The following is a 24,254-nucleotide window of genomic DNA, read 5'->3' on the forward strand; positions in this document are numbered from 1 at the left end:
GGGGTATTGAATATCTCGTCACAGACTTGTAAAACGACGGATGTGAATGTTGATATGGGGAGTTATGAGACGCGGGAATATTTTACCGGTTCCGGCTCCACGACCCCGTGGGTTGATGCGTCGATCATTCTGACTGACTGCCCTACTTTTCACGGGTACTATGACGCATCGAATTACGTGACATTATATGAATATCAAGGCTTACCGAGAACGCCTGCGTCAAAAAATAACAATATGGGCGTTCGACTTACTCCTTTAACATCGGTCATTAATTCCGCTAACGGCATTATGGCGATAGATACCGCTGCCGCCAATGCGGCGTCAGGGATAGGGATCCAACTTGGATGGGGAAGTACCAGTAGTAACCCTACGTTAGTTAATTTTGCTAATGAGCAGGTATTTCAGCTACCGAAAGATGGCACTAGTACCATCCGAATCCCTCTGGCGGCTCGTTATATCCAGACAGACACCATGGTGACACCGGGAAAGGCCGGCGGCAAAGCCGTGTTTCTAATCAATTATTATTAGTCGCAGATGGGCATTGGGTTAGGGCTATAGATATTCTAAGGTTGTGTCGCATTAAGGCGTCGTCAGGTAACATGTTGTCTGCAGGCTAGACCATCGACTTCCTGCTGACTGCCAAACGGGATGCTGCAGCTGCATTACGCTTCTTGCGCAAGACCATTAGACACCAGGATGAACCTGAGATAATGACCATTGATAACAGTGGTGCCAATACGGCGGCTCTGACCGCGCTCAACGCCCGTATTGAGCCGGTGACGTTTGTCGTTACAGAGCCGCCTCAATACGGGCGTTGACTTGTTCTCGCAGCCGCAGTAAGGCAGAAGCCTGGTGCGGGTAACGTTTGAAGGTAATGCGCATCCCCAGCTCTTTATCGATCAACTGCTCCACCGTGGCGCGATCGGTCAGGCTCTCCAACAGCTGCAACGCCCGCAGATCCTGCAACCCTTGATGGAACACTCGCAAACGCAGCGATTCTATCGGCATGAAATCCGGCCCGGGATAAACCACAAAGGGATCGCCAGAGGGGAAGGCGTTGCCGCTGTCGGTCACCGCATAGGGATTCAGTTTCTCCCGGGAATGGCTGCTGTTATAGAAGTTGTAGCCCCAGTGAAGGAAACCGCTGATGTTATACAGATAAAGCTGAATGCCCAGAATGCGGTTGCGGGCCGAAGGCTGAGCAAAGAAGCGGTTGGCCACCTCGGTTCTTTGCACGCAGCAGTAATAGGCCCACAGCTGCGGGGTTTGATGCTTGAGGAACGGCTCGATGTGATCGGTCGCCACCACCGGGGTTTCCACCAACCCTCGCTGATAGAAGTCAAAGTCGGAAAGTGCATCGAAGGTACGGAACCCATCCAGCAACGGCCGCAGTGAATCGCTGGCACGTTGGTAGGCGGCGATATTTTCCAGTTTAGGTTCATCCGAAATGTGGAACCACACCTGCCGTTGCAGACCCCGTGCCCGGAACCAGCCGGTCAACGCTGGCATCAATGCCTGTAGGAACTGCTGATATTCGCTGCCGTGGGCATCGGTATGCCAACCAAATAGCGGCTGCATATCCCCCGCGACCTCAACCCTAATTTTTGGCGCATGCGCTGCGCCCCATTGGGTAAACAGGTGGGTAATTTCAAAGTGTTCAATCCCCTCCTCCTGCGCCAGCGCGACCCACTGCGCCAATCGTTCAAAATCAAATTGGTAACCTGCAACGGTGCGTTTTACCCCAACCAACTGCACGGTGGTGCGTTCGCCGCCGATGGCGGTATCCAACGGCGGCGTAAAGATTGGCGTTAGCAGCATATTCACGCCATTTGCCACCGCGTTACGCACCCAGTTGCGCACTGCCTGCCAGTATTGCGGGCTGAACACCGCAATCTGATAATAGTCCGCCAAACAGTCGGTATGTAACCATTCGGTATGCAGCAACCTCTGCTTTGGCAAGGCGGCGGGTACCACATGCAGCGTCATACTGGCTGCGGCCAACTCTTCCCCCGTCTCTTGATCAAACAGCCGCAGCGTTAGCGGATAATCGCCACCTGCACCCCCCTGCGCTGGCGGCGTAAAGGTCAGCCACAGGCTAGCGTAATAACGGCAGGCAGCAAAAAAACGCCGATCCTGAATGGGCATTAGTGGGTCGGGAAATAGACCTGGCTCGGTTGTCAGATAGTTCTCATCGGCCTCGGCATAACAGGGAAAATGGCTGGGCACCGACTGCACATGGCGCACGCTGATATCATCGGCCAATTCCCCCTCAAGTTGATAACGTAATTCCCTGCGGGTTTCATTATCCGCGCGGTACAGACAATACACGCCTTGCCATGAGAGGGTTTCATTATTCAGGCAGCTGAATTGGTTTTGCTGTTCTACCTGCGGTGCGGCTTGGCGATGAAATATCTTCTCCAGGCAATGGGTAAATAGTAGCGTGAGACGCATAATAGCTGCCCTGTGTTATTTTACTGTGGGATTGAATTAATTTCAGGCTAGCGCGTTTTTTCACCGCAAGCAATATAGGCCAACGAAAAAAGCCAGCAAACGCCCCCTCGCCCGGCAAAAAAATAATTTTTTTGTTTATTTGCATCACAAAAATGAAAGATGCCGCGGCCTGCACAATAAAAACGTTTTTAATCCCCATTATGGTGCAAGGGTTATCAGTTAATCCTATGACCCCAGCAAGCCATAACTGCCGCCCGGCGGCGGATTTTCACCCTTCGACATTAACAATTCATCAACAACCCAGGCTTTCGATTGGTGGCTTTGACCTTTCGTTGTTAACAATAGTGAAAGATCCTCGCCCCATTTTTGGGCAAAATGGCTGCATTGACACATTGAAAGTTAAGGGATAGAAAGAAATCACGTTCACCAAAAATGTACTCGCCGACACCGAGGGTAAAGCAATGTCACCTAGAAAAAACGCCGGACGTTTTCTGTTGCATTCCGCTGTTGCAGCCGCTTTATTGTTGCCGACCATGTTATATGCCGCCGATCAGATAACATTACGCTATGCGGTTTGGGATCGAAACCAATTACCTGCCGAACAGGAGATTGCTAAACGATTTGAACAGGCCAACCCGAATATCAAAGTCGAAATAGAATTAACCCCCGCTGCACAATACTTTGTTAAATTAGATTCCGCCGCCGCCGGTGGTGTCGCGCCGGATATATTCTGGATTAACATGCCCTATTTTGTGCAATATGCCAAAAACGGCATTATGCAACCGCTGGGCGATTATTTAAAAGACGGCACGGTCAATCTGGATAATATCGTCGCCAGCTCCGTTAAGGCTTATCAATACGACGGCCAGCAGATGGCCATCCCGCGCGACGTCGACTCCATCGCCGTGTGGTACAACAAAAAACTGTTCGACCAGGCCGGCGTCAGCTATCCCACCAGCGACTGGACCTGGGATGACATGAAGCAAAAGGCCGCCGAATTGCAAACCGGCCTGAAGGGCAGCGCCTTCCCGCTGGTCATGGATCTCAGCATCGACGGCCAGGACAGCTATATGAACCTGTTGTTCCAGAAAGGCAATCATATCGTGCCAAAAGATGGCCAACCGACCGATATCGCCAACGACAACGCCATCTGGGTCTACCAGCAGCTACAAGGGATGATGAAAGACGGCCTGATGCCGACCGCCCAGCAGATGAGTGAAGTGAAGACCGAGAACATCTTCCAGTCCAACCGCGCCGCCATGGTGTATGCCGGTTCCTGGCTGGCCGCTCCGTTCGCCAACAATCCGCTGATCAACGACCATATCGGCGTGGTGATGATGCCGAAGATCGAGCGCCAGTCTGGCGTGGCCCACAGCCTGGCCTATGCCATGTCCGCCAAGAGCAACCACAAACAGGAAGCCTGGAAGTACATCGAGTTTATGAGCAGCGAAGCCTCGCAGGCCACCCTGGCGAAGGTCGTGATCCCGGCCAACAAGGTCGCGGCCAAAGCCTGGGCGGAGGAAGTTAAAAAGGTTGACGTCAGCCCGTACATCCAAACGCTGGAAGTGACCGAGGCTTATCCAACCGCAGGCACCAACACGCCGAAATGGCAAAACATGTGGATCGGCAGCCTGAAGAAAATCTTTATGGGCGCGGATGCCCGTACGGAAATGGATAAATCGATCAAGAAGATCGAACGCATCATGGAGCAGTAATTCCCCCCGCAGCGGTCTGCCTACCCGAAGGCGGGCCGTAGCGGAAACACTGAGCAGTCAAAGGTGAGGAATGGCGACATGTCGCTGGCAGAAACGGCTACGGCCAACATAGAACAGGCAAAGAGCAAACCTCGTGCCACATTAAGCCGCCTGGAGCAAGCCGAACGCTTCTGGGGCTGGGTGATGATCCTGCCGCTGGTGATCGGCCTGACGGTGTTTTACTTCATCCCGTTTTTACAGAACATTTTTTACAGCTTTACCGACCTCAACCAGTTTATGAGCTGGACGACCCTCAGCTTTGACAACTACATCAACCTGTTTGAGGACGATGACTTCTATACCGCCGCCTTCAACACCCTGTTTTATGTGGTGGTGTGCGTGCCGGTGATCTTGCTGCTGTCGTTGCTGCTGGCGATTGGGCTGAACCAGAACATTCGCGGCAAAGCGCTGTTGCGCACCCTGCTGTTTTTACCGGCGGTGACCATGCCCGCCGCAGTGGCGATGGTGTGGCAGTGGCTGTTCAACAAGGATTTTGGCCTGATTAACCAAGGGCTAAACCTGCTGCACATTGCGCCGGTCGCCTGGCTTTCCGATCCGGACGTGGTGCGCATCAGCGTGTCCATCATCATTATCTGGTCGTCGCTGGCGCTGAAAATCATCATCCTGCTCGCCGGTTTGCAAAGCATCCCCCGCCAGCTATATGAAGCCGCCGATATCGACGGTATCAGCACCCTGCGCCGCTTCTTCTTTATCACGCTGCCGATGATGGTGCCGACGCTGTTCTTTGTGTCGGTGATGAGCTTTATCGAGATCCTGCAAATCTTCGACGTGGTGTTCCTGATGTTCGACCGCGCCCTGGTGGAGGGTGACGTGATGACCATCACCAACCTGTTCTACAAATACGCCTTCTATCTGCAAGAGAAAGGTTACGCCTCTGCCATTACCGTGGTGCTGTTCGCCGTGACGCTGGTGATCACACTGGTGCAGATGGCGATCGGCAAACGCCTGAGAGTGAGCTGAGGAGCCATTGATGACGATAAGCAAACGAGTCCTGGTCTATCTGTTTATGACGCTGGCGGCGCTGGGCTCGGTGGTGCCCTTTATCTGGATGCTGGTGAGCTCACTGAAGACCCAGGCCGAAAGCATCCAGATCCCGCTGACCCTGCTGCCAGAAAACCCCAGCTTGCAGGCCTACGGCAAGATCATGCGCGAGATCCCTTTCGCGGATTTTTATATCAACTCGCTGCTGGCCACCTTCTCCACGGTGACGCTGCAAATGGTGATCGCCACCATGGCCGCCTATGGCTTCTCTCGCCTGCACTTTCGTGGCCGTGATGCGGTGTTCCTGGTGTGCATCTCGATCCTGATGGTGCCCGGCCAGGCGTTTCTGATCCCGCAGTTCCTGATGGTGCAGAAAATGGGGCTGGTCAACAGCATTACCGGCCTGGTGCTGCCGGGGATCTTCAGCATCTACGCCACCTTCCTGCTGCGGCAGTTCTTCCTGGCGGTACCTAAGGAGATGGAAGAAGCAGCGCTGATCGACGGTTACAGCTACTTCGCCATCTTCTGGCGCATCATGCTGCCGCTGATCCGCCCCGGCATCATCGCCTGCATCATCATTAACGGTTTGTGGAGCTGGAATAACCTGATGTGGCCACTGATCGTCAATACCACGACCGAGAAATTGACGCTGCCGGTGGGGCTGGCTTCGCTGTCCAGCCGTGCCGGAGTGGAATATCCGCTACTGATGGCCGGTGCCTTGATGGCGGTGATCCCGATGCTGATGCTGTTCATTCTTTTCCAACGTTATTTCATCCAGGGCATCGCCAGTGCTGGCGTTAAAGGCTAACCGCGAACAATAAGGTAAACAGACATGGCCGGTATTCAATTAAACAGTGTGAAAAAGGTCTATCCCAACGGTTTCCGAGCGTTGCATGGCGTGGATCTGGATATCAAGGACGGTGAATTTATGGTGTTTGTCGGCCCGTCCGGCTGTGCCAAATCCACCCTGCTGCGCATGATCGCCGGGCTGGAAAGCGTCAGCGAAGGCCAAATCATGATCCACGACCGCTGCGTTAACGACACCATGCCCAAAGATCGCGGCATCGCCATGGTGTTTCAGAACTATGCGCTCTACCCGCATATGACCGTCTACAAGAACATGGCCTTTGGGCTGATTGGTAAAGAGAGCAAGGCCGAGATCGACCGGCGGGTGCAGGATGCCGCCGAGAAGCTGGAAATCACCAATCTGTTGCATCGCAAACCCGGCCAGCTCTCCGGCGGCCAGTGCCAGCGCGTGGCGGTTGGGCGTGCCATCGTGCGTAAACCCAAGGTGTTTCTCTTCGACGAGCCGCTCTCCAACCTGGATGCCAAACTGCGCGTTTCCATGCGCGTGCAGCTCATCGAACTGCACAACCGACTCAAACAGGAAGGCGCTGCCGCCACCATGGTGTATGTGACGCACGATCAGGTCGAGGCAATGACCATGGGCGACCGCATCTGCGTGATGAATCGGGGCACCATCATGCAGGTGGACAAGCCGATCAACCTGTATCACCACCCCGCCAACCGCTTTGTCGCCGAGTTTATCGGCAGCCCGTCGATGAATCTGCACGATCTGGACCTGCTGCGTAATGCTCAGGGAACACAGCTGCGTATCGACGACCACCATCTACTGACTCTGCCGCCAGCGCTGGAAAAACAGTTGGAACACTATCCGTACCAGCGCGTTTGCCTGGGCATTCGCCCTGAAGCGTTGCGCCTGTGCGCTGCCGGTACCCAAAACTGTTTCCCGGCCCGTATCGCCACCATTGAACGCATGGGCAACGAAGAGTTGCTGCACTGTGAACTGGCCGGATTACGCTTCGTGCTGCGGATTGCGTCTCAGCCAGACTGGGAACCGAGCATCGGCGAACAGATCCATTTGACGTTTGATTTGGCCCGCGCCCACCTGTTCGATCAGGCCAGTGGTGACAACCTGAATAATAACTCTACCCAGTCACTGGGATAATTTGGGAGTACTTTGCAATGTCGTCAGCTCAACCTAATAACTTTACTGGCCGTCCGGTACGCGTGTTGGTGATTGGTGCCGGTGCTCGTGGGGAGATTTACTCTCGCTATGCGCTCGCCCATCCAGAATTGATGCGGGTGGTGGCGGTCGCTGAACCGCGCGATACCTATCGCCAGCAGTTTGTGGCCCAGCACAGCATTTCCCCCGAAAACGTGTTTACCGACTGGCAGCAGGCCGTAGCAGCGGGCAAGCTGGCCGATGCGGTGATGATTTGTACCCAGGACACCCTGCATCTGGCACCGGCCCTGGCCTTCGCCAAACAGGGTTATCACATGCTGCTGGAAAAACCGCTGTCACCGGACGCGAGTGAGTGCCGCACCATCGTGGAAGAAGTGGAGCGCCAGGGGATCATCTTCTCCGTCGGGCACGTGCTGCGCTATACCCGCTATACCCAGAAACTCAAGCAACTGCTGCGCGATAAGGTCATTGGCGACATCGTTAGCCTGCAACATCTGGAGCCGGTGGGCTATTGGCATCAGGCCCATTCTTTCGTGCGTGGCAACTGGCGCAACGACCAGCAGGCAGCCTTTATGCTGCTGCAAAAATCCTGTCACGATATTGACTGGATCCGTTACGTGATGGATACGCCTTGCGAGCAGGTCAGCTCATTCGGTGGATTACGCCACTTCCGCCAGGAAAACCAGCCTCAAGGCGCAGCGGATAACTGCCTGGACTGCGGCGTTGAGGCCGAATGCCCCTATTCGGCCAAACGCATCTACCTTGGCGATAATCACAAGGCAACGCCGGGCTTCCTGCGGGTGCTGACGCCAGAAGTCGATCAGGAACATCTGGTCGCCGCGCTGCGAAACGGCCCTTATGGTCGCTGTGTCTACCGCTGTGATAACAACGTAGTGGATCATCAGGTGGTGAATATGCAGTTTAGCGGTGGCCGCACCGCCGCCTTTACCATGACCGCCTTTACCAAAATGGAAGATCGCAAAACGCGCATTTTTGGCAGTCAGGGATGCCTGGAGGGCGATGGCCGCTATATCCGCATCACCTCATTCCTTGACGACAGCGAAACGCTGTATGACGTGGACGAAGCCGAAGACCTGCACACCATGTCTGGCCACGGCGGCGGCGATTATTATCTGACGCAGCACTTTATCGCCGCCGTACGTGCCAACGATCCTTCGCAGGTGCTGTCTGGCCCGCAGGAAACGTTGCAGAGCCACCTGATGGTCTTTGCCGCCGAACGCGCCCGCCGGGAAAACACCGTCATCACCTTGGGCGAGGAGTAAAGCCGTGGCTACTCATGCTATGCGTTACGGTTTTGATATTGGCGGCACCAAAATCGAAATGGCCGCCTATGACGCCCAGTTGAATCAGGTGCTGTGCCAGCGCGTCAGCACGCCAACTGGCGACTACCGCGAGTTTCTCGCCTGCATCGCGCAACTGGTCAGCCAGGCCGATCGCAGCCTGCACACCCAAGGCAGCATCGGCATTGGTTTGCCTGGGATCACCGATCCGCGCAGCCGCAAGCAGTTGGCGGTAAACGTGCCCTGCCTGACCGGCCACTGTCTGGCAGACGATCTCACTCAGGAGCTATCGCGACCGGTGGAGATTGAAAACGATTGCCGCTGCTTTGCACTTTCAGAAGCCAGCACGCCCCAGACCGAACGGTTGGAAGTGGTGTTTGGTGCCATCATCGGTACCGGCGCTGGCGGTGGTCTGGTGATGAACAAACGGCTACACAGGGGCCGCAATGGGCTGGCTGGCGAATGGGGGCATACGCCTATCTCGGCCCAACTGGCGCAGCGTTACGATTTGCCGCTGTTTGTCTGCAATTGCGGCCTAACCGGTTGCTTTGAGCGGTATGTCTCCGGTAGCGGCCTGTTGGCCCTGAGCCAGCACTTTGGCCATAGCGCGGCCAACGTTCCGGCGCTGATCGCCAGTTACCGTCAGGGCGATCCGTTAGCGCAGCACCTGATGGGGATCTACATCGATATCTTGGCCAGCGCGTTGGCCAACCTGCAACTGCTGCTGGATGTGGACGCTTTCGTGTTAGGGGGCGGGCTTTCAAACGTGAGCGAACTCTATGTGCGGTTGCCTACCGCCATGAGCCGCTGGTTGTTGCCGGGGACAGAACCGGCGATGGTTTATCCCCCGGTGTATGGCGACAGCAGCGGCGTACGCGGTGCGGCACTGTTGCGCCAAAGCTGGCAATAAAAAATTAAGGAAAGCTCACCCGCATGAATCATCTTGGGTGGCTTTCATCCACGGCGGAATTAATCGGCACGGCCAAGAGGATATTAGCCGGATAAATAAGGCATTACCGGTTTTCAGTCTACTTTCATGATGCTTTCAGTTTATTACCAACCGAAAGACAGGATGGAAATAACCGGTTGAAATATAAGATTATATTTAAATTTTTTGATTGCGTTGCGCGGTTTCGTTTGCTGTAATTTGCAACGAAAGACTGAAAATACGCCTGTAACGGTTGCTGTGGCCCCTATGCCACGGCCGGGGTTTGCTACGGGTAAATCAGGAGTCAGCTATTCATGATCAATACCGTTAAACGGCGGGAATTAATTATCGACCAGTTGTGTCGTGAAGGCACGGTGCGCGTGGAACAATTAAGCAGCCAGTTTGCCGTCTCTACCGTCACCATTCGCAGCGATCTGCGCCATCTTGAAAAAAGTGGCTGTGCGGTACGGGCTTACGGCGGCGCAATGCTCAACAAGCAATTCGCCTTCGATCGCCCGCTCCAGGACAAGGGGCGCATCAACCGCGATGTGAAATTCGCCATTGCCTGCGCCGCCGCCGCGTTAGTGAACGACGGTGATGCGATCATTCTCGATTCTGGCTCCACCACTAGCCAGATGGCCACCCAGTTGGCCGGCAAGAAAGACCTGGTGGTGATGACCAATGCCTTGAATATCGCCTTCGAATTGGCCAGCAACGAGCAGGTGGATTTGATGGTGGTCGGCGGCAGCGTACGGCGCAAGTCTTGGTCGCTGTATGGCCCCGCCGCCGAGCAGCACATTCGCCAATATCGCTTTGATAAATTTTTCCTCGGCGTTGATGGCTTTGATTTGGTGGGTGGCATCACCACGCCAGATCCCGGTGAGGCACAGCTCAACCGCGCGATGTGTGAAGTGGCCCGCGAAGTGATTGCGGTGGTTGACGCCAGCAAGTTTGGCCGCAGCAGTTTCTGCATGATCCGCGAGATTGGCCAGATCCACCGATTGGTTACCGACAGCCGCATTCCGGCCAACTACCTGCATGCACTGCAAAATCTGGGGGTCGCGGTGATTATTGCCGACCACTAAATGACATCCGTGATCGCCCCCTCCCCCCAACCCACTCCCTCAGGGAGAGGGGGCTGGTACGGAGCCGCTATCAGGTGCAGAGCGACTCCAGAATAAAAGGAGTGAGTACGGTGTAATAGCCAGGTACAGAAGCTAATTAGTGGCGAGCGCAGGAGTGGGTCGGTGGCACGGTTCGATCCCCTCTCCCTGTGGGAAAGGGGGCTGGTACGCAGCCACTATCAGGTGCAGAGCGACTCCAGAATAAAAGGAGTGAGTACGGCGTAATAGCCAAGTACAGAAGCTAATTAGTGGCGAGCGCAGGAGTGGGTCGGTGGCACGGTTCGATCCCCTCTCCCTGTGGGAGAGGGTTAGGGTGAGGGGCAGCAACAACACCGGACCATCAGCATCCATAGGTATTTATAGCGTATTAACCGTTTTATTTTTTAAGGAGTTACCATCATGACAGGTTATTTTTCTTACGATGCGGACTGGCTGGAGCAACATCATGCGCTGCACACCGCCCGTGAGATTTGGCAGCAGCCGGACCTCTGGGCTGCCTTGCACCAGCAGTTGGTCGCCCAACAGGAGCAATGCTCCGCTTTCCTGACGCCGCTGCTGCAAAACCCACGCCTGCAGATTGTGCTGTGCGGCGCTGGCAGTTCAGCCTTTGCCGGCCGGGCCTTGGCCCCATGGCTGAGGGAAAAAACCGGCCGGGATGTGGCGGCCTATGGCACCACCGATATCGTCGCTAACCCGCTGCAATTTCTCGACCCATCACGCCCGACGCTGTTGGTGTCTTTCGCCCGTTCCGGCAACAGCCCGGAAAGCGTAGCCTCGGTAGCGCTGGCAGATCAACTGCTCCCCCAATGCTATCACCTGATGTTGGTGTGCAACCCGGACAGCCAGTTGGCCAACTACGCGCACGGCCGTAACAACGTCTGTGCCCTGGTGATGCCACAGGGTTCAAACGACCAGAGCTTTGCCATGACCTCCAGCTTCAGCTGCATGATGCTGAGCACCGCGCTACTGTTAGGCCCCTATTCCCTGGACGCCGCCAAGCAACCACTGGCGCAAATGATCGAGCGCTGTAGAGAACTGCGTGAAACGCTGCAATCCCAAGTGAAAGCCCTGGCCAGCAGCGGCTTTAATCGTTACATCGTCCTCGGCAGTAGCTGTTTCACCGGTCTGGCGGAGGAAGCCTCGCTGAAAATGCTGGAACTGACCGCCGGGCAGATCGTCACCCGCTACGACTCGCCGCTGGGTCTGCGTCACGGCCCTAAATTCATGGTCGATCCGCAGACTCTGGTGCTGTTAATGCAGTCCTGTAGCCGCTATACCCAGCGATACGAGCAGGATTTGTGGGACGAACTCCAGCGTGATGCCTTGGCCAAGCGGATGGTTGGCCTTGGCAACTCCCCCACGGAGAAAGCGGGCCAGTCGGATTTGCATCATGCCGACGACGATATCTGGCTGTTATTCCCTTATCTGCTATTCGCTCAAATGCTGGCGTTTGAAACCTCGCTGGCGCGCGGCCTGACGCCGGATAACCCTTGCCCAACCGGGGAAGTCAACCGCGTGGTAAAAGGCGTCACCATTTATCCCTACTCTGCTACCGAGCTGTAAGGAGCCGCTATGTATCTGATATCCAACCGCGAAATGTTGTTGAAAGCACAAAGACAGGGCTATGCCGTACCGGCGTTCAATGTACACAATCTTGAAACGGTGCAGGTGGTGGCAGAAACCGCCGCCGAACTGCAATCCCCAGTGATCATGGCCGGGACGCCGGGCACCTTCAGCTATGCGGGGACCGACTATCTGGTGGGGATCTGCCGCTCGGCAGCCCAGCGCTATGACCTACCGCTGGCGCTGCATCTGGACCATCACGAAGAACTCGAGGATATCGCCACCAAGGTCAGAGCCGGGATCCGCTCGGTGATGATCGATGGCTCACACCTGCCTTTTGAGCAGAACATCGCGCTGGTTGCGCAGGCCGTCGCGTTATGCCATCGCTATGGGGCTAGCGTAGAAGCGGAGCTAGGCCGCCTGGGTGGCCAGGAAGACGATCTGATTGTCGATGCCGCAGACGGTTTTTATACCGATCCCAAAGCCGCCCGCGAGTTTGTCGCGGCTACCGGGATCGACTCCCTCGCCGTCGCCATCGGTTCAGCTCATGGGCTGTACCACGGGGAGCCTAAGCTGGATTTTGACCGTCTGGCGCTGATCCGCGAACAGTTGGAGATCCCGTTGGTGTTGCACGGCGCCTCTGGCATCCCGGAAGCGATGGTCAAGCGAGCCATCTCGCTGGGGGTGTGTAAGGTGAACGTGGCTACCGAACTCAAAATCGCCTTTGCCGATGCGGTGAAGAGCTATTTCTCCCAACATCCGCAGGCCAACGATCCGCGTAAATACATCGTGCCGGGCAAATTGGCGATGAAAGAGGTGGTAGCAGAAAAGATCCGTATCTGTGGCAGCGCAGGTATGCTGTAACTCTAAAGTATAAGATCAAGGGCCGCAGAATAACGATGAATATGCGGCCTTAACATTAATCTCGCTATTTAAAGTCACACCCGTTATTATAAGCAGCATTAAAAAGTAATGATTCTCACATTACCCCCAAATCCCCCCCACTATGATCTAAATCATGGTTTTACTGCCTGGCCATCTCTAGTATTAAATTCAATTAACGAACGATTGCTGTTATTGTTATTTACTCAATACAGTATAGTAACGTTAGAAATTAAATCGCCCGGCAATAGAAGTTTATTTTTTAGACAATAATCGACTTTTATGTTAATGGATGGTTTTACTATTATGCTAATAGGAATAGCTTATGAAATCTATTATTACGGCTTTAGCCATACTGGCAGCACTACCCCTTTCAGCCCATTCAAAACAACCAGTTAGCCATACTCCCATCACAGGTGGCATCCAGTTTTCCGGCAAAATCAGCGCCCCAACCTGCGAAATTGCGCGCAATGACGGTCAATATATATCCAGTTGCTATCGTGAAACCGCCTTCAACACTAATGAGTTTATCCAAATGCCATTGGATAATATGGATTCAGAATTAATGGGCAAACCCATTCGTGAATCGGTGTTTAATGACCCTTCTCTACAACGGATTACGTTAATTTACAATTAATCCTAATCGGCGAAATTTATTGTCATACCATTAGCCATTGAGAATAACCTTGTGGTTTTATAAACATTATTTAGCGTTTCGCCTCACGGGGTATACCTACTTGGGTGTACCCTGTTTTTTCCTCTCACCCCGCCTCATCAACATGTCCGAAATCCGCCATCACATCCGGCTCTTTCATGTAATAATCACCCTATCAAACGCAAGGAGTGAACAACATGCAGACCTTTTTTATTGATCGTATGCCGACGCCGGTCGGTGAACTGGTGTTGATCGGGGATGAGCAAGGACGGATGCGCGCGCTGGACTGGACCGATCACGAGGCTCGCCTGATGAAACTGCTCAACAGCCATTATCGTGCCTCTCCCTTCGTCATCCACGAGCAAGCCAACCCAAGCGGCCTGACGGAAGTAATGCAGCGCTATTTTGCTGGCGAGTTGGCAGCGATCGACACGGTGCCGGTAATGACAGCGGGCACCGAGTTCCAGCGCACCGTCTGGCAGCAACTGCGGCAAATCCCTTGTGGGGAGATCATCACCTATGGGGAATTGGCCAAGCGCATTGGCAGGCCAACCGCATCACGCGCAGTTGGCATGGCTAACGGCACCAACCCGATCAGTATCGTGGTTCCCTGCCACCGAGTGATCGGCTCACAGGGCGCGCTGACCGGTTATGCCGGAGGGGTGCAGCGCAAGCAATGGCTGCTGAAACATGAAGGTTTTCTGCCCCAGGATCTGATTTAATCGGCCAGCAGCGCCAACGCACTTTCCTCATCCGTCACCAGGCCGTTGATCCAGCGGCCTAGCAAGGCAGCACGAATGGCCTGATGTTTTTCCGCGCCACCTGCCAGCGCAATCACCGGTTTTTCCGGCCGTTGGTGCAGATTAACGCTGGTTAGCCGCCGATCGAGTTCGCTGGCCACCCGTTGGCCTTGCGGATCGATAAAATGGCCCAGCATTTCTGCCACCGCGTTAGATTCGCATAGGCGATCAACATCTTCTGCGGTGATAAATCCATCCTTGTGTAGTGGGCAGTGATATTCGATAGTGCCAATGCCGATAAAGGTCACATCGGCCTGGCTGGCCTTATCGTTCACCGTGCGGTAAATGCGGTGGTTGCACCATAGGGCGCGATCCTGTTCGCTGTCGGCAAACAGCGGTGCAGGCAGGATAAAGTAGCGGCCCTGGGTTTTCTCCGCCATCCACAGCGGTACGTCATAGCGGGTGCAGGATCCGTCGGCGGCGATCGCACCGATCAGCGAGACGCAGCTATGCTGTGGCCGCTCCAATTCCGGCAGCTCATCAATCGCCGCCTTCAGGCTGCGGCCTGAGCCAACGCCAATGTTCAGTGGCTGTTCACTGCGCAAAAACTGCGCCATCACTTCAGCCCCGGCTACCGCCACCGCGCGGTTTATCCCGGCACTCTCCATTCCCTGGCTAGGCACCACCTGGCACAGCGTTAAACCATAGCGTTCACAAAGGCGGGACGATAACTCCATGCAGCGCCCTACCGGGTGGGAAATGTTGACGTTGATCAGACCGCTGTCGATCGCCAATGCTACCAGCCTTTGCGCAACCTGGCGCGATACGCCCAACGCCTCGGCAATTTCATTCTGAGTCTGTCCGGCCACGTAATACATCCAGGCGGCGCGCGCCGCCTGATCCAGCTTCTTATCGTGTTTGACCATGTTGTTCCACCCGCTACTCCTGATAGCCCCATTTTACCGGCATTCCTGCTGGCCGGAGAGGTCGTTTTGCACATTTGTGAGCTAAAGCCCATTTAAAGGGCAAAAGTTTATTTAATCTATCGCCATTAACAGAGCAAATGCCCAATATAAGGGCCGATGCCCTAAGATAACCTTTAGTGGAGAACGTTATGAGCAAACCAGTGAACTCTTCCCAGGCCATTTGGCTACATATCGGTGCCGGATCTTTCCATCGCGCTCATCAGGCCTGGTATCTGCATCGGCTGATTGCCGCTGGCGATAGCCGCTGGTCGATTGCGCTAGCCAACATCCGCGATGACGCCACGCCGTTACTGGATACGCTGGCTGAGCAGCAAGGCAAGTACGTGCTGGAGACCGTCACCCCACAGGGCGTACGCCAGTATGAAACCATCACCTCCATCAGCAAGGTCATTCCCTGGGATAACGAACTGGCCGCGTTGACCGCGCAGGGAGCTAAACCAGAAACCCGCGTCATCTCCTTCACCGTCACCGAAGGGGGTTATTATCTGGATAACCAGTTCAATCTGGATCGCACTAACGCCGATATTCAGGCCGATCTGCTGGGCGCCTGCCGCACCATTTACGGCACCATGGCGCAACTGCTGGCGCGCAGAAAGCAGCTTAATGGTGACCCTGTCACGTTATTGAACTGCGACAACCTGCGCCATAACGGTGAACGCTTCCGCCACGGGCTGATGCAGTTCCTGCAACTGCGTAAAGAGCCGGAGTTGATTGCCTGGATCGATAGCCACACCCGCTGCCCCAACACTATGGTTGACCGCATCACGCCACGTCCCGCACCGGAAGTTGCCGAGCGCGTTGCCGAGGCCACCGGCTTCCAGGACCGTGCGCCAGTGATGGGCGAAGCCTTTATCCAATGGGTGATCGAAGATGATTTCATCAATGGGCGGCCAGCGTTGGAAAACGTCGGCGTCGAGATGGTCGACTCGGTGCTGCCCTATGAAGAAGCCAAAATCCGCATCCTCAACGCCAGCCATAGCTGCATTGCCTGGGCCGGCACGCTGATTGGCCAAAGCTTTATTCATGAAAGCACCGGTACCCCGGCCATCCACCAGTTGGCTTACGACTATGTGACCCAGGACGTGATCCCCTCCCTGACGCCTAGCCCGCTCGATCTGGCCGCTTACCGTGACGTGGTTCTGGAACGCTTTAGCAACCCCTACATTCGCGATACCAATCAGCGCGTCGCTGCCGACGGTTTTTCCAAAATCCCCGGTTTCATCACCCCAACGCTGCAAGAGTGTTATCAGCGCGGCCAGGACCCGCAAGCCACGGCCATGCTGCCCGCCCTGTTCTTTGTCTTTATGCAGCGCTGGCACCAAGGCCAACTGCCTTATGAATACCAGGACGGCATTCTGGACGCCGCCGCAGTCCACCAGATGTTCGAAGCAGCCGATCCGGTAGCGGTGTTTGCCTCAGATGAGAAATTGTTCAGCACCTTGGCACACAGCAGTGCCTTTAGCCAACTGCTGCGCCACTCCATCGATCGGGTTAACCATTGGCTGGCGCAGTAACGGGAGCGAACCATGTATCTAGGACTCGATTTAGGCACCTCAGAAATCAAAGCCGTGGTGATTGATGACAACGGTACCCTGATCGCCAGCGCCGGTGAACCGTTGGAAGTACAACGCCCACACCCGCACTGGGCAGAGCAGGATCCGGCCGATTGGTGGCGGGCAACCCAGGCGGTGGTAAGCCGTTTGCGCGCTAAAATCCCGCAACAGTGGCCGCAGATCCGCTCGCTGGGGCTTTCCGGTCAAATGCACGGTGCGGTGCTGCTCAACCGTGATAATCAGGTGTTGCGCCCGGCGATTTTATGGAATGACACCCGCAGCGCCGAGCAATGCAAACAATTGACGCAGAACGCGCCGCAGTTGCATGACATTGCCGGTAACCTGGCTATGCCAGGATTTACTGCACCCAAGTTGCTGTGGGTCGCCAGGCATGAACCGGAGATCTTCGCGCAAATCGCCACCGTGCTGCTGCCCAAGGACTTCCTGCGCTGGATGATGAGTGGCGACAAGGTTTCCGATATGTCCGACGCGGCAGGCACGCTATGGCTCGATGTAGGCAAACGGGACTGGTCAGATTCCTTGCTCACCGCCTGCGGCCTCAACCGCGACCAGATGCCACGTCTGGTTGAAGGCAGCGAAGTCTCCGGGCAACTGAAAGGCGATCTAGCCCGCTCCTGGGGCCTTGCTGACAACATTATCATCGCCGGTGGTGGCGGAGATAACGCAGCCAGTGCAGTGGGTATTGGCGCGGTTAATCCAGGCGATGCGTTTATCTCTCTGGGGACTTCCGGCGTGCTGTTTGCCGTTAACGATCGCTTCCGCCCCAACCCGCAATCCGCCGTCCATGCGTTTTGCCATGCCTTGCCTGAGCGTTGGCATCAGATGAGCGTAATGCTGACCGCCGCCAGTGCTCTGCGCTGGTTCTGTCAACTGGTGGGCAGCAATGAACCCACGTTGCTGGCCGAAATCGCCCAGATGAACCTGGCGGAACAGCGCCTGGCACCGCTCTTTCTGCCCTACCTGTCCGGCGAACGGACGCCGCACAACGATCCGCTGGCGACCGGTGCGTTCCACGGCCTGACTCATAGCCATCAGCGTGCGGCGATGGGCTATGCGGTGCTGGAAGGCGTGGCATTCGGCATGGCAGACGGCCTGGACGTGCTTTCGCAAGCGGGAACCCGGCTGGAGCAGTGCTCACTGATCGGCGGAGGCGCTCGCAGTGAACATTGGGCGCAGCTGATGGCTGACGTGCTAAACCTGTCGGTGGTCACCCATCTTGGCGGCGAAGCCGGTGGCGCTTTAGGCGCGGCGCGCTTGGGATGGCTGGCGGCGGGCGGAACGGTGGACCAGGTTTGCCACAAACCCGCCATCGAACGACGCTTCCTGCCAGACGGAGAACGCCAACCTCTGCTCGCTGAACGCCTGGTCACCTACCGCCAGCTCTATCAACAACAATTGGCCCTGCGCCGGGCATGATCCCAGCGCAGTAAAAAATAATAAGACTGTACCCTTACACCTATCATGGAGTTTGTTATGCCACAAACACATAAACACTGGTTCGGCCTGCCGATGAACCTATTCTGGGGCTACATCGCCATCGCCATTTTCATGAGCGGCGACGGCTTTGAGATGGCTTTTCTGTCCAAACACATCACCGATATGGGGTTCACTCCGGCACAGTCGGCGCTGGTGTTTACCGTGTATGGCTTGGCAGCGGCGCTGGCAGCCTGGAGCTCCGGCGTAGTGGCCGAAATTATCACGCCACAAAAGGCGATGCGCATCGGCTTTATCCTGTGGCTGGTGATGCACGTGCTGTTTATGCTGTTTGGCCTGGGGATGCGTAACTACCCGCTGATGTTGCTGTTTTACGGCATTCGTGGCCTGGCCTATCCGCTGTTTATCTATTCGTTTGTGATGTTGGTGGTGCAGAACGTCCCTAAACAGCAGCTCTCTTCCGCGATGGGCTGGTTCTGGGCGATGTACTCGATCGGCATCGGCTGTATCGGTAGCTATCTGCCCAGCTTTACCATTCCGTTGATGGGCGAAACCGGCACCCTATGGTTTGCCATTGCCTGGGTGGCTGCCGGTGGCGTGATGGCGATGTTCCTACTGCGCAATGTGGGTGAGGCCAGCGCCAAGGCCGATTTGTCACCGCAGGAGAAACTCAAGGAACTTTCCCGCGCGGTGACGATCCTTTTCACCAACCGCAATATCTTCCTCTCCTGCCTGATCCGCATCATCAACACGCTGTCGCTGTTTGGCTTTGCGGTGATTATGCCAATGCTGTATGTAGGCCGGCTGGGCTTTAGCATGTCCGAATGGTTACAAATTTGGGCGGTGTTCTTCTTTGTCACCATCTTCACCAACATTATGTGGGGCATTCTGGGGGAGAAAATCGGTTGGCTGCGCCAGGTGCGCTGGTTTGGCTGCATCGGTTGTGCCATCTCCAGCCTGGCGTTTTATTACCTGCCGGTGCATTTTGGCCATAACTTCTGGATCGCGCTGGTGCCTGCTGTGATGCTTGGGATCACCGTGGCGGCCTTTGTTCCGATGACCGCCGTGTTCCCGGTGCTGGAGCCTAACCATAAGGGCGCAGCAATTTCTATCTATAACCTTTCCGCGGGCCTGAGCAACTTTGCGGCCCCGGCTATCGCCTCAATAGTGCTGCCGTTCTTTGATATCGAAGGCGTGGTGTGGGTGTATACCGGTTTGTATCTGGTGGCGGCGGTGTTGACGCTGATCGTCAAGGTTGACCAGCCAGGGCATAACAACGTTCCGCACTATGTCCCGGCCAACGACGGTTTGGTAAAAAATAGCGCCTGATTTTACAAGCGGGCGCTGCACATGTGCGCCCGTTCTCACCGGCCCTTTACCGTCATAACTGCCGAGCCTATTCGCCGCACAAATTTGTGTTGAAATATTTACTCATTAACCTGCGTGATCATCACGGATGAAGGCTATCCGCCCGCCGATGCCCCTGTAAAAACTAAGACTTATCGCAAAAGCCGACTATTTCTGCGGGACTTATTCGTTTTTTATATGGCTTTAGTCAACATCAGCTTGGCTTTTCCGAAGTCGATAAATCTCTAAACATCAGCATGCTACAGAATGATGGGCAACAGACCTGTTTAAATATCACACAAAATGTCGCCGTTCTTGTTCTTGGTGTACTTATCACCTGCCGTAAAAGATGTTAAAATTGACTCATATCAATTATTGCGTGAGCTTAATCTATGATCCCGGAAAAACGCGTGATTCGTCGTATCCAGTCAGGTGGTTGTGCGATCCATTGCCAAGACTGTAGCATCAGCCAATTGTGTATTCCTTTTACGCTGAATACGCATGAGCTGGACCAACTCGACAATATCATCGAGAGGAAAAAGCCGATCCAGAAAGGTCAGACGCTGTTTAAAGCCGGTGACGAACTGAAATCACTGTACGCCATCCGCTCCGGGACCATCAAAAGCTACACCATCACCGAACAGGGTGACGAACAAATCACCGGCTTCCATCTGGCGGGCGATCTGGTGGGCTTTGATGCCATTGGTGGCCTGAAGCACCCAAGCTTCGCGCAAGCGCTGGAAACCTCCATGGTCTGTGAGATCCCGTTTGAAACCTTAGACGATCTCTCTGGCAAAATGCCTAATCTGCGCCAGCAAATCATGCGTCTGATGAGCGGTGAGATCAAAGGCGACCAGGATATGATCCTGCTGCTGTCGAAGAAAAACGCCGAAGAGCGCCTGGCCGCTTTCGTCTATAACCTGTCGCACCGCTTTGCCGAACGGGGTTTCTCACCGCGTGAGTTCCGCTTGACCATGACCCGTGGCGATATCGGTAACTATCTGGGCCTGACGGTGGAAACCATCAGCCGCCTGTTGGGGCGCTTCCAGAAAAGCGAAATCCTCAGCGTGAAAGGCAAATACATCACCATCGAAAACGTCGATGCCCTGTCACAACTGGCTGGCACCTCCCGCATCAATGTCTCCGTTAACGCCTAAACCGCCACCGGGCCAATAATTCACTGAAATTGTTGGCCCAACCTCCTCTGCCACTGTTCTGTTTTTCAATGTTGGGTTACTCTGTATGTGAACAGATTGTTGATCTACAGCTGTAAGGAGGCCCTATGGCGAAGTATCAGAATCTTCTGGTGGCTATTGACCCCAATCAGGACGATCAACCGGCGCTGCGCCGGGCGGTTTACCTGACCAAGCGAAACGGCGGGCGGATTAAGGCCTTCCTTCCTATCTATGATTTCTCATACGAAATGACCACCCTGCTTTCCCCAGACGAAAGAACGGCGATGCGGCAAGGGGTGATCAGCCAACGGGCGGCGTGGATTAATGAGCAATGCCGCTTTTATCTTGAAGACGGTGTCCCCATTGACATCAAAGTGGTGTGGCATAACCGCCCCTATGAGGCGATCATTCAGGAAGTGTTGAGCGGCAACCACGATTTACTGTTAAAAATGGCCCATCAGCACGACCGGCTGGAATCGGTGATCTTCACCCCAACGGACTGGCATCTGCTGCGCAAGTGTCCTTGCCCGGTGTGGATGGTGAAAGACCAGCCCTGGCCTGAAGGTGGTAAAGCACTGGTGGCAGTCAACCTGTCCAGCGAAGAGCCTTATCATGACCCACTCAATATCCGCCTGGTGAAAGAGACGCTCGAACTGGCGCAGAACGTTAATCAAACCGAAGTACACCTGGTGGGAGCCTACCCGGTCACCCCGATCAATATCGCCATCGAACTGCCCGATTTCGACCCCAGCATCTATAACGATGCGATCCGCGGGCAGCACCTGATCGCCATGAAGGCGTTACGGCAAAAGTTCCATATCAACGAAGAGTTCACCCACGTGGAGAAAGGCCTGCCGGAAGAAGTGATCCCGGATTTGGCCGAGCATTTGCAAGCGGGCGTGGTGGTGTTAGGTAGCTTGGGCCGCACCGGTATTTCTGCCGCATTTATCGGCAATACCGCGGAACAGGTGATCAACCATCTGAAATGTGACCTGCTGGTGCTCAAACCGGATGACTTCGACTGCCCGATCGTCATGGATGAAGACGACGAGCACGACGATGAGGATTGATGCTTCAGCGTGTTAAAAACAAACAGGGCCCAATTGGGCCCTGTTTTACGTGCTGGAGTAGGAATTAAAGCTCTACCACGTCGAAACGCACGTCTGGATTCACGTCCGCGTCATAATCCACTTCTTCCAGACCAAAACCGAACAGGCGCAGGAATTCCTGCTTGTAGCCGGTGTAGTCGGTCAGTTCACTCAGGTTTTCCGAAGTGATTGACGGCCACAGATCGCGGCAGGCCTGCTGCACATCATCACGCAGTTCCCAGTCATCCATACGGATACGGGCATGATCGTCCAGCGGCATCTCTTCGCCGTACAGGCGGGTGTGCATCAAACGGGAAACCTGTTCCATGCAACCTTCGTGAATGCCCTTCTCTTTCATGATCTTAAAGGCCATGGAGATATACAGCGGCATCACTGGGATGGCAGAAGAAGCCTGGGTGACCACGGATTTCAGCACGGCAACGTGAGCGGTGCCGCCCTTGGCAGCCAGATCGCCACGAATGGCGGTAGCGGCACGATCCAAATCTTCTTTAGCGCGGCCCAGCGTACCGTGCCAGTAAATTGGCCAGGTCAGATCGGTACCGATATAGGAGTAGGCAACAGACTTGGCCCCTTCGGCCAGCACGCCAGCTTCTTCCAGCGCCGACATCCACAGTTCCCAATCCTGGCCGCCCATCACGGTGATGGTGTTCTGGATCTCTTCTTCACTCGCCGGTTCAACCGTAGCGGTGATGATTTGGTCTTTGTTGGTGTCGATGGCGGTAGTGGTATAAACCTCACCGATCGGCTTCAGCGCGGAACGCACTACTTCGCCGGTATCTGGCATTTTACGCACCGGGGAAGCCAGTGAGTAAACCACTAAATCGATCTGGCCCAGGTCGGCTTTGATCAGCTCAATGACCTTGGCGCGGCATTCGTTGGAGAAGGCATCGCCATTGACGCTTTTCGCGTACAGGCCAGCTTCTTTAGCAGCTTTATCAAAAGCAGCCGAGTTGTACCAGCCAGCGGTGGCGGTTTTGCCTTCGCTGCCCGCTTTCTCGAAGAATACGCCGATGGTGGCAGCGTCGCTGCCAAAGGCGGTGGCAATACGGGAAGCCAGACCATAACCGGTAGATGCACCGATCACCAGCACACGTTTAGGGCCATTGGCAATCTTGCCCTGCGCTTTGGTGTAGGCAATCTGACGACGAACATTGGCTTCGCAACCGACCGGATGAGTGGTGGTGCAGATAAAGCCGCGAACCTTAGGTTTGATAATCATAATGGGTCTAGGATCCGTTAAAGGGATGAAATCGGGACATAAGATAACTCATTGTGCCCCTTTATTGTGATCTGATGTGTTAGATTGCACAAATGTTGCGCAAATTTTGTTGATTTAAGCACAAATTCCGTCAGGACCATTACTGGAGTGGCGAAAAAAATGCCAGTCATCTTAATGACTGGCATTTTTACGTTCACTACTGACTGATTACAACGCGCGCAGGATCGCTTCCACGCTGGCTTTGGCATCGCCAAACAGCATCTGGGTGTTCTCTTTAAAGAACAGCGGGTTCTGCACACCGGCATAGCCGGTATTCATCGAGCGTTTGAACGCGATAACGTTTTGCGCTTTCCACACTTCCAGCACCGGCATACCGGCGATTGGGCTGCGCGGATCTTCCAACGCCGCCGGGTTCACCGTGTCGTTAGCACCAATGACCAAGACGGTATCGGTGTCCGGGAAGTCATCGTTGATTTCGTCCATTTCCAGCACCACATCATACGGCACGCGGGCTTCCGCCAGCAGCACGTTCATGTGGCCCGGTAAACGGCCCGCTACCGGGTGAATACCAAAGCGCACCTTGATGCCGCGCGCGCGCAGCTTCTCGGTGATTTCCGCGACCGGATACTGCGCCTGTGCCACCGCCATGCCGTAACCTGGGGTGATGATCACCGAGGTGGAGTTACGCAACTGTTCGGCCACTTCTTCCGCCGTGGTTTCGCGGTATTCGCCCATCTCTTCTGCGTCGCCGGTTGAGGAACCATCGGTACCAAAACCCCCGGCAATCACGCTGGTGAAGGAGCGGTTCATCGCCTTACACATGATGTAAGACAGGATCGCACCGGAAGAGCCGACCAGCGCACCGGTCACGATCAGCAGATCGTTGCTCAGCATAAAGCCTGCCGCCGCCGCTGCCCAACCGGAGTAGGAGTTCAGCATCGACACCACCACCGGCATGTCTGCCCCACCGATTGACGCCACCAGATGCCAGCCGAAGCCCAGGGCAATCACGGTCATGATCAG

Annotated in this window: 21 protein-coding genes and 1 pseudogene; 18 read left to right on the top strand and 4 right to left on the bottom strand. The window is 55.1% G+C overall.

What is annotated here, in order from left to right:
- A partial coding sequence (locus tag ACLQ7H_RS15445) for a fimbrial protein (protein ID WP_411753448.1) occupies positions 1-528 on the top strand: 528 nt, incomplete at its 5' end.
- Positions 529-617: 89 nt separating this feature from the next.
- Positions 618-764, top strand: a pseudogene (locus tag ACLQ7H_RS15450) (DDE-type integrase/transposase/recombinase); the annotation flags it as partial.
- Between the two features lie 25 nt (positions 765-789).
- Here the strand turns inward: ACLQ7H_RS15450 and ACLQ7H_RS15455 are convergent.
- Complete coding sequence (locus ACLQ7H_RS15455; RefSeq protein ID WP_411753449.1) at positions 790-2,451, bottom strand: DUF4091 domain-containing protein; 1,662 nt, start codon at positions 2,449-2,451, stop codon at positions 790-792.
- 461 nt (positions 2,452-2,912) lie between these two features.
- On the opposite strand from ACLQ7H_RS15455, the gene ACLQ7H_RS15460 reads away from it, so the two are divergent.
- From ACLQ7H_RS15460 to ogt, 11 genes are all read left to right on the top strand, one after another.
- Positions 2,913-4,166: an ABC transporter substrate-binding protein gene (locus ACLQ7H_RS15460; protein WP_411753450.1), complete on the top strand. Its 1,254-nt coding sequence runs from the start codon at positions 2,913-2,915 to the stop codon at positions 4,164-4,166.
- 78 nt (positions 4,167-4,244) lie between these two features.
- A complete protein-coding gene (locus ACLQ7H_RS15465) occupies positions 4,245-5,186 on the top strand; it encodes a carbohydrate ABC transporter permease (protein WP_411753451.1) in 942 nt (313 codons plus the stop codon).
- A gap of 10 nt (positions 5,187-5,196) precedes the next feature.
- Positions 5,197-6,015, top strand: a complete 819-nt coding sequence (locus ACLQ7H_RS15470) for a carbohydrate ABC transporter permease (RefSeq protein WP_411753452.1) — start codon at positions 5,197-5,199, stop codon at positions 6,013-6,015.
- A 24-nt stretch (positions 6,016-6,039) separates the two neighbouring features.
- Positions 6,040-7,176 (top strand): ABC transporter ATP-binding protein, encoded by a 1,137-nt coding sequence (locus ACLQ7H_RS15475; protein ID WP_411753453.1) that lies wholly within the window; start codon positions 6,040-6,042, stop codon positions 7,174-7,176.
- A gap of 17 nt (positions 7,177-7,193) precedes the next feature.
- Entirely contained in the window at positions 7,194-8,477 is a 1,284-nt protein-coding gene (locus ACLQ7H_RS15480; protein WP_411753454.1) for a Gfo/Idh/MocA family protein, read from the top strand.
- Positions 8,478-8,496: 19 nt separating this feature from the next.
- Positions 8,497-9,405, top strand: a complete 909-nt coding sequence (locus tag ACLQ7H_RS15485) for an ROK family protein (RefSeq protein WP_411753467.1) — start codon at positions 8,497-8,499, stop codon at positions 9,403-9,405.
- A gap of 332 nt (positions 9,406-9,737) precedes the next feature.
- Positions 9,738-10,508 carry a transcriptional repressor AgaR gene (agaR, locus tag ACLQ7H_RS15490; RefSeq protein WP_411753455.1) on the top strand — a complete coding sequence of 257 codons (771 nt, stop codon included), beginning with the start codon at positions 9,738-9,740 and terminating at the stop codon, positions 10,506-10,508.
- 438 nt (positions 10,509-10,946) lie between these two features.
- Positions 10,947-12,110 carry an SIS domain-containing protein gene (locus ACLQ7H_RS15495; RefSeq protein WP_411753456.1) on the top strand — a complete coding sequence of 388 codons (1,164 nt, stop codon included), beginning with the start codon at positions 10,947-10,949 and terminating at the stop codon, positions 12,108-12,110.
- A 9-nt stretch (positions 12,111-12,119) separates the two neighbouring features.
- Entirely contained in the window at positions 12,120-12,974 is an 855-nt protein-coding gene (locus ACLQ7H_RS15500; RefSeq protein WP_411753457.1) for a tagatose bisphosphate family class II aldolase, read from the top strand.
- 343 nt (positions 12,975-13,317) lie between these two features.
- Positions 13,318-13,629 carry a hypothetical protein gene (locus ACLQ7H_RS15505; protein ID WP_411753458.1) on the top strand — a complete coding sequence of 104 codons (312 nt, stop codon included), beginning with the start codon at positions 13,318-13,320 and terminating at the stop codon, positions 13,627-13,629.
- Between the two features lie 215 nt (positions 13,630-13,844).
- Positions 13,845-14,369, top strand: coding sequence for a methylated-DNA--[protein]-cysteine S-methyltransferase (gene ogt / locus ACLQ7H_RS15510; protein WP_411753459.1), 525 nt, complete (start codon positions 13,845-13,847; stop codon positions 14,367-14,369).
- Here the strand turns inward: ogt and ACLQ7H_RS15515 are convergent.
- Positions 14,366-15,313, bottom strand: a complete 948-nt coding sequence (locus ACLQ7H_RS15515) for a sugar-binding transcriptional regulator (protein WP_411753460.1) — start codon at positions 15,311-15,313, stop codon at positions 14,366-14,368. The genes ogt and ACLQ7H_RS15515 overlap by 4 nt on opposite strands.
- A 188-nt stretch (positions 15,314-15,501) precedes the next feature.
- Between ACLQ7H_RS15515 and dalD the strand changes: the two genes are divergently transcribed.
- From dalD to uspE, 5 genes are all read left to right on the top strand, one after another.
- Positions 15,502-16,887, top strand: coding sequence for a D-arabinitol 4-dehydrogenase (dalD, locus tag ACLQ7H_RS15520; RefSeq protein WP_411753461.1), 1,386 nt, complete (start codon positions 15,502-15,504; stop codon positions 16,885-16,887).
- 12 nt (positions 16,888-16,899) lie between these two features.
- The gene (gene xylB, locus ACLQ7H_RS15525) at positions 16,900-18,363 is read left to right on the top strand and encodes a xylulokinase (protein ID WP_411753462.1); all 1,464 of its coding nucleotides are present in this window, start codon (positions 16,900-16,902) and stop codon (positions 18,361-18,363) included.
- Between the two features lie 57 nt (positions 18,364-18,420).
- On the top strand, positions 18,421-19,710 hold the full coding sequence (locus ACLQ7H_RS15530) for an MFS transporter (protein ID WP_411753463.1): 1,290 nt from the start codon (positions 18,421-18,423) through the stop codon (positions 19,708-19,710).
- A gap of 410 nt (positions 19,711-20,120) precedes the next feature.
- The gene (locus tag ACLQ7H_RS15535; RefSeq protein WP_411753464.1) at positions 20,121-20,885 is read left to right on the top strand and encodes an FNR family transcription factor; all 765 of its coding nucleotides are present in this window, start codon (positions 20,121-20,123) and stop codon (positions 20,883-20,885) included.
- Positions 20,886-21,010: 125 nt separating this feature from the next.
- The gene (gene uspE, locus ACLQ7H_RS15540) at positions 21,011-21,973 is read left to right on the top strand and encodes a universal stress protein UspE (RefSeq protein ID WP_411753465.1); all 963 of its coding nucleotides are present in this window, start codon (positions 21,011-21,013) and stop codon (positions 21,971-21,973) included.
- A gap of 64 nt (positions 21,974-22,037) precedes the next feature.
- On the opposite strand, the gene fabV is transcribed toward uspE, so the two are convergent.
- Both fabV and ACLQ7H_RS15550 read right to left on the bottom strand, forming a co-directional pair.
- Positions 22,038-23,231 (bottom strand): enoyl-ACP reductase FabV, encoded by a 1,194-nt coding sequence (gene fabV, locus ACLQ7H_RS15545; protein WP_024486034.1) that lies wholly within the window; start codon positions 23,229-23,231, stop codon positions 22,038-22,040.
- 207 nt (positions 23,232-23,438) lie between these two features.
- Positions 23,439-24,254: NAD(P)(+) transhydrogenase (Re/Si-specific) subunit beta (locus tag ACLQ7H_RS15550; protein WP_411753466.1), on the bottom strand; the 816-nt coding region annotated here is incomplete at its 5' end.

This window comes from Serratia sp. (in: enterobacteria), assembly GCF_046715635.1.
Taxonomy (GTDB): domain Bacteria; phylum Pseudomonadota; class Gammaproteobacteria; order Enterobacterales; family Enterobacteriaceae; genus Chania.

What these genes read in the sequence shown, in the direction of transcription:
- ACLQ7H_RS15455 (WP_411753449.1), bottom strand. Translation starts at nt 2,451, where the DNA reads ATGCGTCTCACGCTACTATTTACCCATTGCCTGGAGAAGATATTTCAT.
- ACLQ7H_RS15460 (WP_411753450.1), top strand. Translation starts at nt 2,913, where the DNA reads ATGTCACCTAGAAAAAACGCCGGACGTTTTCTGTTGCATTCCGCTGTT.
- ACLQ7H_RS15465 (WP_411753451.1), top strand. Translation starts at nt 4,245, where the DNA reads ATGTCGCTGGCAGAAACGGCTACGGCCAACATAGAACAGGCAAAGAGC.
- ACLQ7H_RS15470 (WP_411753452.1), top strand. Translation starts at nt 5,197, where the DNA reads ATGACGATAAGCAAACGAGTCCTGGTCTATCTGTTTATGACGCTGGCG.
- ACLQ7H_RS15475 (WP_411753453.1), top strand. Translation starts at nt 6,040, where the DNA reads ATGGCCGGTATTCAATTAAACAGTGTGAAAAAGGTCTATCCCAACGGT.
- ACLQ7H_RS15480 (WP_411753454.1), top strand. Translation starts at nt 7,194, where the DNA reads ATGTCGTCAGCTCAACCTAATAACTTTACTGGCCGTCCGGTACGCGTG.
- ACLQ7H_RS15485 (WP_411753467.1), top strand. Translation starts at nt 8,497, where the DNA reads ATGCGTTACGGTTTTGATATTGGCGGCACCAAAATCGAAATGGCCGCC.
- agaR (WP_411753455.1), top strand. Translation starts at nt 9,738, where the DNA reads ATGATCAATACCGTTAAACGGCGGGAATTAATTATCGACCAGTTGTGT.
- ACLQ7H_RS15495 (WP_411753456.1), top strand. Translation starts at nt 10,947, where the DNA reads ATGACAGGTTATTTTTCTTACGATGCGGACTGGCTGGAGCAACATCAT.
- ACLQ7H_RS15500 (WP_411753457.1), top strand. Translation starts at nt 12,120, where the DNA reads ATGTATCTGATATCCAACCGCGAAATGTTGTTGAAAGCACAAAGACAG.
- ACLQ7H_RS15505 (WP_411753458.1), top strand. Translation starts at nt 13,318, where the DNA reads ATGAAATCTATTATTACGGCTTTAGCCATACTGGCAGCACTACCCCTT.
- ogt (WP_411753459.1), top strand. Translation starts at nt 13,845, where the DNA reads ATGCAGACCTTTTTTATTGATCGTATGCCGACGCCGGTCGGTGAACTG.
- ACLQ7H_RS15515 (WP_411753460.1), bottom strand. Translation starts at nt 15,313, where the DNA reads ATGGTCAAACACGATAAGAAGCTGGATCAGGCGGCGCGCGCCGCCTGG.
- dalD (WP_411753461.1), top strand. Translation starts at nt 15,502, where the DNA reads ATGAGCAAACCAGTGAACTCTTCCCAGGCCATTTGGCTACATATCGGT.
- xylB (WP_411753462.1), top strand. Translation starts at nt 16,900, where the DNA reads ATGTATCTAGGACTCGATTTAGGCACCTCAGAAATCAAAGCCGTGGTG.
- ACLQ7H_RS15530 (WP_411753463.1), top strand. Translation starts at nt 18,421, where the DNA reads ATGCCACAAACACATAAACACTGGTTCGGCCTGCCGATGAACCTATTC.
- ACLQ7H_RS15535 (WP_411753464.1), top strand. Translation starts at nt 20,121, where the DNA reads ATGATCCCGGAAAAACGCGTGATTCGTCGTATCCAGTCAGGTGGTTGT.
- uspE (WP_411753465.1), top strand. Translation starts at nt 21,011, where the DNA reads ATGGCGAAGTATCAGAATCTTCTGGTGGCTATTGACCCCAATCAGGAC.
- fabV (WP_024486034.1), bottom strand. Translation starts at nt 23,231, where the DNA reads ATGATTATCAAACCTAAGGTTCGCGGCTTTATCTGCACCACCACTCAT.